Annotated in this window: 6 protein-coding genes and 3 tRNA genes; 6 read left to right on the top strand and 3 right to left on the bottom strand. The window is 71.1% G+C overall.

Annotated elements, in window-relative coordinates:
* Positions 1-15 precede the first annotated feature (15 nt).
* Together AC13HU_RS21525 and AC13HU_RS21520 are read left to right on the top strand one after the other, a co-directional pair.
* On the top strand, positions 16-744 hold the full coding sequence (locus AC13HU_RS21525) for an SDR family oxidoreductase (protein ID WP_483043549.1): 729 nt from the start codon (positions 16-18) through the stop codon (positions 742-744).
* A 350-nt stretch (positions 745-1,094) separates the two neighbouring features.
* Positions 1,095-2,843: a TIGR03767 family metallophosphoesterase gene (locus tag AC13HU_RS21520; RefSeq protein WP_483043548.1), complete on the top strand. Its 1,749-nt coding sequence runs from the start codon at positions 1,095-1,097 to the stop codon at positions 2,841-2,843.
* 16 nt (positions 2,844-2,859) lie between these two features.
* Here AC13HU_RS21520 and AC13HU_RS21515 read toward each other — a convergent pair whose 3' ends face one another.
* The gene (locus AC13HU_RS21515; protein WP_483043547.1) at positions 2,860-3,285 is read right to left on the bottom strand and encodes a hypothetical protein; all 426 of its coding nucleotides are present in this window, start codon (positions 3,283-3,285) and stop codon (positions 2,860-2,862) included.
* Positions 3,286-3,494: 209 nt separating this feature from the next.
* On the bottom strand, positions 3,495-4,337 hold the full coding sequence (locus AC13HU_RS21510) for a PhzF family phenazine biosynthesis protein (protein ID WP_483043546.1): 843 nt from the start codon (positions 4,335-4,337) through the stop codon (positions 3,495-3,497).
* Between the two features lie 248 nt (positions 4,338-4,585).
* On the opposite strand from AC13HU_RS21510, the gene AC13HU_RS21505 reads away from it, so the two are divergent.
* The 4 genes from AC13HU_RS21505 to AC13HU_RS21490 all read left to right on the top strand — a co-directional run bounded on the left by AC13HU_RS21505 (position 4,586) and on the right by AC13HU_RS21490 (position 9,052).
* Positions 4,586-4,660: transfer RNA gene (locus AC13HU_RS21505), tRNA-Asp, on the top strand.
* A 4-nt stretch (positions 4,661-4,664) separates the two neighbouring features.
* Positions 4,665-4,738 (top strand) — tRNA-Phe (locus AC13HU_RS21500).
* A gap of 227 nt (positions 4,739-4,965) precedes the next feature.
* Positions 4,966-8,931: an ATP-dependent RNA helicase HrpA gene (gene hrpA / locus AC13HU_RS21495; protein ID WP_483043545.1), complete on the top strand. Its 3,966-nt coding sequence runs from the start codon at positions 4,966-4,968 to the stop codon at positions 8,929-8,931.
* Between the two features lie 46 nt (positions 8,932-8,977).
* Positions 8,978-9,052, top strand: a tRNA-Asp gene (locus tag AC13HU_RS21490).
* A gap of 877 nt (positions 9,053-9,929) precedes the next feature.
* Here AC13HU_RS21490 and bldC read toward each other — a convergent pair.
* Positions 9,930-10,136, bottom strand: coding sequence for a developmental transcriptional regulator BldC (gene bldC, locus AC13HU_RS21485; RefSeq protein WP_003949541.1), 207 nt, complete (start codon positions 10,134-10,136; stop codon positions 9,930-9,932).
* Positions 10,137-10,580 lie beyond the last annotated feature (444 nt).

Genomic DNA, 10,580 nt, shown 5'->3' with positions numbered 1-10,580 from the left:
TCCCCCACGCCCCCGCTGCGCGGCAAGGTCGTCGCCCTCACCGGCGCGAGCAGCGGCATCGGCGAGGCCACCGCACTGCTGCTCGCCGCGCGCGGCGCCCGGCTGGTGCTCGGCGCACGCCGCACCGACCGGCTGGACGCGCTCGCCGCGCGGATCACCGCGGTCGGCGGCGAGGCCGTCACCGCCAGGACCGACGTACGCCGCAGCGAGGACCTGGCGGCGCTCGTCGCCCTCGCCGGGGAGCGCTTCGGCCGGCTCGACGTCCTGGTGGGCAACGCCGGCATCGGCCCGGTCTCCCCGCTCGACGACCTGCGGGTCGACGACTGGGCGGACATGGTCGACATCAACGTGAAGGGCCTGCTGCACGGCATCGCCGCGGCCCTGCCGGTCTTCCGCGCCCAGGGCTCGGGGCACTTCGTCACGACCCTGTCCACCGCGGGCCTGCGGATCGTCCCCGGCCAGGTGGTCTACGCGGCGACCAAGAACGCCGCCCGCACCATCTGCGAGGGCCTGCGCCAGGAAGCGGGCCCGCACATCCGCGTCACCTCCGTCTCCCCCGGTTTCGTGCACACCGACTTCGCGGCGGGTGCGGCCGACCCGCGGGTGCGCGCCGAACTCCTCGCCAAGCGCGACGAGATCGCCATCCCGCCGGACGCGATCGCCCGGGCCATCGGCTACGCCGTCGAGCAGCCGGCGGACGTGGACGTCAACGAGATCGTGATCCGCCCGACCGCCCAGAGCTGAACTCCCCCGAGCACAGCCGCACTTCACCCCGCGAGCCCGAACCCGGCCACGTCCTCCCGTACGGACCTCCGCCGCGTACGGACCTGCGCCGCCTACGGGCATCCGACGCGTACGAACCTCCGCCGCGTACCGCCGCCGTCGCTTCACGGCCGGTTCACGCGGCGGCCAACCCGCCGTGAAGATGCGGCGGGACCCTGGCGGTTGGCCATTACCGGCTGGTAATACGGAGCTGAGCGCGCGCCGGGCACGTCACCGGCACGGGCCGAGCGACGCCCGACACGCCGGCCGACGAACGGCCGGAGCAGCAGCCGCACGAGCGCCAACCCCGCCCACCGTCAGGAGACTTGTCCATGCGCGCAGCCAGCAGACGCCAGTTCCTCTCCGGTGCCTCCGCCACGGCGGCGGCCGCCGCCCTGACCCTGGTGGACAGCCCGTTCGCGTCGGCCGCGGCCCACGACCGCGCGGTCGCCGCGACCGCCGCGCGCGCCGTGGCGGTCGAGGGCACCACGCTCACCCAGGCCGCGACGGCGACCGGCACCGGCACGTACAAGAGGCTTGCGGCCGGGCCCGGTTGGCCGCTGGTGGTACGCGGCGAGCTGGCCGCGGCCGGCTCCGGGCGGGACACCACGCGGACCGGGCTCGCCTCCTTCGTGCAGTTCACCGACCTGCACCTGGCCGACACCGAGTCGCCGGTGCGCTTCGAGTACCTGGCGCAGTACATCGACTCCGCCTACCGCCCGCACGAGGCGCTGACCGTGCACGGGGCGGCCTCGCTGGTGGACCGGGTCAACTCCCTTTCCGGCGGCCCCTACACGGGCCTGCCGTTCTCGCTGGTGATGGCGACCGGCGACAACACCGACAATCACGAGCAGGTCGAACTCGACTGGTACCTCACGGTGATGAGCGGCGGCGCGATCACCCCGAACACCGGGGACACCTCGCGGTACGAGGGCGTGCAGAACTCCGGTTCCGCGCTGTACTGGAACCCCGAGTCGTCCTACCAGGACCACTACAAGGCGGCCGGCTTCCCGCAGGTGCCGGGCTTCCTGGCCGCGGCCGGGAAGCCGTTCACCGCGACCGGGCTGCGCACCCCCTGGTACACCACGGTGGGCAACCACGACGACAGCATCGAGGGCACCCTGCCCGACCTGGGCCTGCTGGGCTCGCTCTACACCGGCGGCGGCAAGATCGAGGGCGTGGACGACGCGACCGCGGCCAAGCTCGCCGACGCGATCCAGCACGACCCGGCGACCGCGGTCGCCCTCCTGCTCGGCCTGCTCGAAGGCGGCGGCCCGGTCCGCTCGGTCACCCCCGACGCCCGCCGCGCCCCCTTCACCCCGAAGCAGTTCGCCCAGGCGCACCTCGACACCGCCCGCACCGGCCCCGGCCCGTACGGCCACGGCTTCACCCCGGCGGCGGCCGACAGCGGCAAGCTCTACTACTCCTTCCCGATCTCCGACGGCGTCCTCGGCGTCAGCCTCGACACCACCAACCGCGCCGGGTGGGCGGACGGCTCCATCGGCTCCGCCCAGCTCAAGTGGCTGGAGTCGGTGCTCCAGTCGTACAGCACCCACTGGTACGACACCGACGGCAACGTGGTCCGGCGCGGCTCGCAGGACCAGCTCGTCGTCCTGTTCAGCCACCACACCAGCACCACCATGGGCAACACGCTGCCCGACCCGTACAACCTCCTCGACGGCCGGCACACCGGCACCGAACTCGTCACCCTGCTGCAGCGCTACCCCAACGTGGTGGCCTGGGTGAACGGCCACACGCACGCCAACCTCATCACCCCGCACGGCCACGCCGTCCCCGAGCGGGCGTTCTGGGAGATCAACACCGCCTCCCACGTCGACTTCCCGCAGCACGCCCGGCTGATCGAGATCGCCGACAACCACGACGGCACCCTGTCGCTCTTCACCACCCTCGTCGAGTCCGCCGCCCCCTACGCGACCGACTTCGGCACCACCACCGAGCCCAACCTCGCCGCCCTCTACCGCGAGCTCTCCTTCAACGACCCCTACGCCACCCCCGCCGCCAAGCTCGGTACCTCCGCCGACCACAACACCGAGCTCCTCCTGGCCAAGCCGAGCACCTGACCGCCCGCGCGGCGGATCAGCGGTGCGAGATCGACAGGTCCGCGGTGCCCCCGTGCACCGGCCCGACCCGTACCGAGATGCCGTTCAGCGCGGCGGTGCCGCCGGGGCTGACCCCGGACTCCAGGTGGGTCCCGCCGCCGTTCGCCTCGATGGTGACGCCGTCGGGGCCGATCCGGGTGACCTTGAACGCGGAGAAGCCGAACCGGCTGTCCACCGGGATGGTGACCGGCCGGGAGACGGTGATCTCGCAGGTGCCGTCGTAGCAGGCGTGGAGACGGTGGTGGTGCCGGCGCTCGGGGACGCGGTGGTGGGAGTGGTCGCGGTGGCGGGCGAGACCGGGGGCGGCGCGGTGGAGGTCGCGGCTGTGGTGGTCGCCGGTGTGCGCCCGGGCCCCTGGGCGGTCCCGCTCCCGTGCCCGTCGCCGTGCCCGCCCGACCCGCATCCCGCCAGTACCGCGGCCGCCAGCACCGCGCCCGCAACGTACCCGCACCGCATGTGTCCGGCCATCGCTCGACTCCCCGCTCGCGCCCCCGGTCCACCCGGGTCCGCCCCTTCCGGCGGCTCCCCCAGGTCTACCCGGTGCGACCCGGGACCCGTCCCGAGCCGTCCGTACCGCGCCCGTACGGGTGACGCGCGGCGCCGGGCCTGACGTCAGTCCGGGATCGGTACGGCCGCGCCGCGCACGCTGATGCCCTCGGCAGGGTCCGCGGGAACGCCGACGGTCAGCACGCTCGGCCGGCCCATGTCGTCGCCCTGGTGGACGGTGAGCTCGGCCGGCAGTGCGACCAGGCCGAGTTCCCGCAGGTAGCCGCCGAACGCGCCGGCCGCCGCACCCGTGGCCGGGTCCTCGACCACGCCACCGGGCGGGAAGGGATTGCGGGCGTGGAACACCGTCGCCGACTCCCGCCAGACCAGGTCGACCGTCGTCCAGTCGCGGCGGCGCATGAGGTCGCCGAGCGCGGCCATGTCGTAGTCGAGCGCGGCCAGCCGCTGCCGGGTCAAGGCGGCGATCACCGGGTGCCAGGCGCCGGCGTAGGCGATCCGAGGCGGCAGCGCCGGGTCCAGTTCGGCCGCGGACCAGCGCAGCGCGGCGAGCAACTCCGCCAGGTCGTCCGGGGCGAGCGGCACCGACCTGGGCGGCACGCTCACCAACTCGGCGGTGATCACGCCGTCGGCCCCCACCGAGGTCCCGACCCGGACGAGCCCGGCCCGGGTGTGGAAGTCCCGTGCGCCGGGGCCGTGCTCACGCGCGTGGGCGACCGCGGTGGCGATGGTCGCGTGCCCGCAGAACGACACCTCGGCCAGCGGGCTGAAGTAGCGGACGTCCAGGCCGCCGTCGGGGCGCGGTACGGCGAACGCCGTCTCCGAGTAGCCGACTTCGGCGGCGACGGCCAGCATCGCGGCCTCGTCGGCGCCGGTCGCGTCCAGCACCACGCCCGCCGGGTTCCCCCCGGAGGCGTCGGTGGCGAAAGCCACGTACTTCAGCACGTCCATGGCCGCACGCTACCCAGCGCGTCATGACACCGTCAAAGCCCTGCCCACACCCGCGCGGACCTCGCGCGTACGGGGCCCCGCCCCGATTCTGCTACGCTGATCAAGCGACATCAGCCCGCCGAAATGTCCGAACGGTCACGGGAAATCCCCAGGGATTGCCGGCAGCCGGGAAGGCATGGCGCAGGCGTCGCGAAAAACCGGTGCGAGACCAGGGCACATCATGTGTCACACTTGTGCCGCACAAGCAAGGTCCTGTGGAGCAGTTTGGAGTGCTCGCCACCCTGTCAAGGTGGAGGCCGCGGGTTCAAATCCCGTCAGGACCGCTGCGGCTGGGTAGCTCAGTTGGTACGAGCGACCGCCTGAAAAGCGGTAGGTCGCCGGTTCGACCCCGGCCCCAGCCACCGCACGACGTAGGGCCCGTTTCCATCGGAGACGGGCCCTGTGTCGTGATGCGGGTCACCCCGGCGGGAGCCCCGAAAAGCGCCCGGCAAACACGCGGCAACACCCGACCGGCACCCAACAGGCACCCGGCGCCCACCCCGGCGGACCGCTCCGGCGTCCGGTCGCCCGAAACCCCGCCGAAATGGGTTCGCCCGTCCTCCCCGGCAGGTGCGATGCTGGATCGCGTATGTCTACGCAACCCTCCTCCCCCGCCGAGTTCTCCGAACTCGCCGCGCGGCTGCCCGCGCTCTCCTCGCGTGACGAGCAGCGGCTCGGCCGACGGCTCGACGGCGCCCGACGCATCCGCAAGCCGGAGGCGCGCGCCGCGGTGCTCGCCGAGATCGACACGGAGATCGGGAGGGCCGAGGCCCGGATAGCCGCGCGCCGGGCCGCTGTGCCGCGGATCACGTACCCCGAGTCGCTGCCGGTCAGCCAGAAGAAGGACGACATCCTCGCGGCGATCCGCGACCACCAGGTGGTGATCGTCGCCGGCGAGACCGGCTCCGGCAAGACCACCCAGATCCCGAAGATCTGCCTGGAACTGGGCCGGGGCGTGCGCGGCCTGATCGGCCACACCCAGCCGCGCCGGATCGCGGCCAGGACCGTCGCCGAGCGCGTCGCGGAGGAGTTGCGCACCCCGCTGGGCGAGGCGGTCGGCTGGAAGGTCCGCTTCACCGACCAGGTGGGCGACTCCACCCTGGTCAAGCTGATGACCGACGGCATCATGCTGGCCGAGATCCAGACCGACCGCGAGCTGCGCGCCTACGACACGATCATCATCGACGAGGCCCACGAGCGCAGCCTCAACATCGACTTCATCCTCGGCTACCTCGCCCAACTGCTGCCCCGCCGCCCCGACCTCAAGGTCGTCATCACCTCCGCCACGATCGACCCGCAGCGCTTCTCCCGGCACTTCGGCGACGCCCCGGTCGTGGAGGTCAGCGGGCGCACGTACCCGGTGGAGGTGCGCTACCGGCCGTTGCTCGAAGAGGGCTCGGCGGAGGCCGACCGGGACCAGATCACCGCGATCAGCGACGCGGTGGACGAACTGCAGGCCGAGGGCCCGGGCGACATCCTGGTCTTCCTCTCCGGCGAGCGGGAGATCCGCGACACCGCCGACGCCCTCACCAAGCGGCAGTTGCGCGGCACCGAGGTGCTGCCGCTGTACGCGCGGCTGTCGTCGGCCGAGCAGCACCGCGTCTTCCAGCAGCACAGCGGCCGCCGCATCGTGCTGGCCACCAACGTGGCGGAGACCTCGCTGACCGTCCCGGGCATCCGCTACGTGATCGACCCCGGCACCGCCCGCATCTCCCGCTACAGCCACCGCACCAAGGTGCAGCGGCTGCCGATCGAGCCGGTCAGCCAGGCCAGCGCCAACCAGCGCAAGGGCCGCTGCGGCCGCACCTCCGACGGCATCTGTATCCGGCTCTACGACGAGGACGACTTCCTGTCCCGTCCGGAGTTCACCGACCCGGAGATCCTGCGCACCAACCTCGCCTCGGTGATCTTGCAGATGACGGCGGCCGGGCTCGGCGACATCGCGAAGTTCCCGTTCATCGACCCGCCGGACAGCCGCAACATCAAGGACGGCGTCCAACTCCTCGAAGAACTCGGCGCGCTCGACGCCCAGCAGAAGGACCCGCGCAAGCGGCTCACCCAGACCGGCCGCAAGCTCGCCCAACTCCCGGTCGACCCGCGGCTGGCCCGCATGGTGCTGGAGGCGGACCACAACGGCTGCGTGCGCGAGGTGATGGTGATCGCGGCCGCGCTGTCCATCCAGGACCCGCGCGAGCGCCCCGCCGACAAGCAGGCGCAGGCCGACCAGCAGCACGCCCGGTTCAAGGACGAGAGCAGCGACTTCCTCTCCTTCCTGCACCTGTGGGCGTATCTGCGCGACAAGCAGAAGGAGTTGTCCTCCTCCGCCTTCCGCCGGATGTGCCGCGCCGAGTTCCTCAACTACCTGCGTATCCGCGAGTGGCAGGACATCTACAGCCAGCTCCGCTCGGTCGCCAAGTCGCTCGGCATCACCATCGGCCCCGAACCCACCGGCGGGCAGGACGCGGCCGACCCGCAGCGGGTCCATGTGTCCCTGCTCGCCGGCCTGTTGTCGCACCTGGGCCTCAAGGATGCCGACAAGAACGAGTATCTGGGCGCCCGCAGCGCGAAGTTCGCGATCTTCCCCGGCTCCGCGCTGTTCAAGAAGCCGCCTCGCTGGATCATGTCGGCCGAGCTGGTGGAGACCTCCCGGCTGTGGGCGCGGGTCAACGCGAAGATCGAGCCGGAGTGGGTCGAGCCCCTCGCCGAGCACCTGGTCAAGCGCAGCTACAGCGAGCCGCACTGGGAGAAGGACCAGGCCGCGGTGATGGCGTACGAGAAGGTGACGCTCTACGGCGTCCCGCTGGTCGCCCAGCGCAAGGTGAACTACGGGCGGATCGACCCGGAGACCTCGCGCGAGCTGTTCATCCGCAACGCCCTGGTCGAGGGCGACTGGCGCACCCACCACCAGTTCTTCCACGACAACCGCAAACTCCTCGGCGAGGTCGAGGAGTTGGAGCACCGCGCCCGCCGCCGCGACATCCTCGTCGACGACGAGACGCTCTTCGACTTCTACGACGGCAAGCTGCCCGAACACGTCGTGTCCGGCGCCCACTTCGACTCCTGGTGGAAGCACAAGCGGCACGAGGAACCGGAGTTGCTCAACTTCGAGCACTCCATGCTGATCAACGAGAACGCGGAGGCGGTCACCAAGGCCGACTACCCCGACTCCTGGCGGCAGGGCGCGCTGAAGTTCCGGGTGACGTACCAGTTCGAGCCGGGCGGGGACGCGGACGGCGTGACCGTCCACATCCCGCTCCAGGTGCTCAACCAGGTGGTGCCCGACGGCTTCGACTGGCAGATCCCGGGCCTGCGCGAGCAGGTCGTCACCGAGCTGATCCGCTCGCTGCCCAAGCCGATCCGCCGCCACTACGTCCCGGCGCCGAACTACGCGACGGCCTTCCTCGACCGGGTCGCGGCAGGCCCTGACCCGCTGCCGGTGGTGCTGGCGCGGGAGCTCCAGCGGATGGTCGGAGTACGGGTCTCGGCGGAGGACTTCGACCTGTCGAAGGTGCCCGACCACCTCAAGATCACCTTCCGGGTGGTGGACGAGCGGCACCGCAAGGTCGCCGGCCACGCGGAGGACAAGGACCTCGACGCACTCAAGCAGCGGCTGCGGCCGAAGACGCGGGAGGCGATCACCAAGGCGTTCGAGCGGGCCGCGGACCCGGCGCTGGCCACCATGGAGCAGCGCACCGGGCTCACCGACTGGACCGTGGGCACCCTCCCGCGCACCTTCGAGACCAGGCGAGCCGGGCAGCCGGTCAAGGCGTATCCCGCGCTGGTGGACGAGGGCGCGACGGTCGCGGTGCGGCTGTTCGACACCGAGCCGGAGCAGGCCGAGGCGATGTGGCGCGGCACCCGCCGGCTGATCCTGCTGAACGTCCCGGTCAACCCGGCGAAGTTCGCCGCCGACCAGCTCTCCAACCAGCAGAAGCTCACGCTGTCCCGCAACCCGCACGGCAGCGTGCAGGGCCTCTTCGAGGACTGCGCCACCGCGGCCGCGGACCGGCTGATCGCCGAGCACGGCGGGCCCGCCTGGGACGAGGAGAGCTACCGCAAGCTGTTCGACGCCGTACGGGCCGACCTGGTCGGGCTGACCGGGCGCGCCATCCAGCAGGTCCAGCAGGTGCTGGCGGCCTGGCACTCCTGCGAGCGCCGGCTGAAGGACACCGCGAGCCTCGTACTCGTCGCGAACGTCCAGGACGTCAAGGAGCAGCTCGCCGCGCTGGTGTACCCCGGTTTCGTCACCGCGGCGGGCCTCAAGCGCCTCCCCGACCTGATGCGCTACCTCGTGGCCGCCGACCGCCGCCTCCAGCAGATGCCGACGGGTGTCCAACGCGACACCACGCGGATGGAGAAGGTCCACGAGATCCAGGCGGAGTACGCCGAACTGCTGGCCGCCCAGCCCGCCGGACGGCCGGTCCCCGCCGCCGTACGCGACATCCGCTGGATGATCGAGGAGCTGCGGGTCAGCTACTTCGCGCACGCTCTCGGCACGGCTTTCCCGGTCTCTGACAAGCGCATCTTCAAGGTGCTCGACGCTGCCTGGTCCTGAGTTCGACCGCACCCCCTGACCTGCTGTACAGTCTGACTCGCAACGAGGTCCTGTGGAGCAGTTTGGAGTGCTCGCCACCCTGTCAAGGTGGAGGCCGCGGGTTCAAATCCCGTCAGGACCGCAGTAGATGGAAGCAGCCCGTCACCGGAAACCCCGGAGACGGGCTTTCTGCCGTCCCCGTGAGGCCGCGCCACGCGGCGCCAGCCGCACAACAAACACAGCAAATCCCGTCAGGACCCCACCAGATGGAAGCAGCCCGCCACCGGAAACCCCGGAGACGGGCCTTCTGCCGTCCCCGTGAGGCCGCGCCACGCGGCGCCAGCCGCACAACAAACACAGCAAATCCCGTCAGGACCGCACCAGATGGAAGCAGCCCGTCACCGGAAACCCCGGAGACGGGCTTTCTGCCGTCCCCGTGAGGCCACGGCCTCACGCCGCCGACCACACCCCCGGGGCCGGCCTTCTGCCGCCCTCCCGCGACCCGCGCCGCGCGGCGGCGTCCGACGCGGCCCCAGGCGCCCGTGTGCGGGCCGTTACGCCCGCCTGGGCGGCCAGACCACCCGCCCGGCAAGTCCCGCCGGGGAAACGCGAGTTGGCGCCCTCCTCGCCGCCCGGCCGGCGGCCGGCGCGCCCGCAGGAGACGCGGCACCGCCAAGCCCCTGACGGACCAAGCCGGTTCATTACCGCATCGTGGGCAAGATCCTCAAGCGCCTTACATGTGACGGGAGTCACGTGAAGTTGTGCGACAAGTAAGGAACTGGAGGCCCTGCGCAGAGCTCTCGATTTAATATGTGCAATGGCACCTACCTCCATCGCGTGTGACCGGGCACACAAAGAAGAAGATCGCATCGGACCCGGCGGAGTCCGATGCGATCTTCCTATGGTCATACGGTCATGCGTCCTGCTGTTCGCCCTCCCCTCGGGCCTCCTGATGGGGGCAGGTGGCCGTCGGACGGCGACGTATGGGGTGGGGCCCCACAAGCCGCCCAAAAGGGCTGTCAGGCCTCGCTGCGCTGCTGCGGAATGCCCGCAAGCAATGCACGGACCTCCGCCTCGCGGTAGCGGCGGTGCCCGCCAAGCGTGCGGATCGACGTGAGCTTGCCTGCCTTGGCCCAGCGCGTGACCGTCTTCGGGTCGACGCGGAACATGGTGGCGACCTCAGCGGGTGTCAGCAACGGCTCGGCATCAGGGGTGCGAGCGGTCATGAGCGGCCTCCTCGAGAGAACCGAACCAACGCGGTTCTTTCCTCTTAAATTCTGCACCTTGACCCACGTTGCCCGATATGGGCAAACGCGGGCCGAGTCGGTAATAGGACGAACGGCTTGTCTTCGGCACTACAACTACACCATCCGTCCAGCCGCGTCGGCCAAACCGATGGATTTGCCCTCTCAGGTGTTCAAGCTCGACGGAAGCCGATGGACCGGGCCATAGCGGACAGTCACACCAACGTGACGATCAGTCACAGCGCGACCATCCGCCACATCCCCACCTTCGATGCGAGCCCAAGACGGACCCGATGTCCCATTTTGGCATGACAGATGGTGATGCGGGCAAGAGTCCGGTTACGTGCTCTGCGTCACGCTTGGGCCAATAGCACCATCACCAGAGGCAGAAGCACGTCTCGGGCCGGACCGGAGACAACACCCGAC

The organism is Streptomyces sp. NH27 (genome assembly GCF_056859195.1).
Note: the sequence above shows the minus strand (reverse complement) of the source record. Positions and strands in the feature narration are given on the sequence as shown.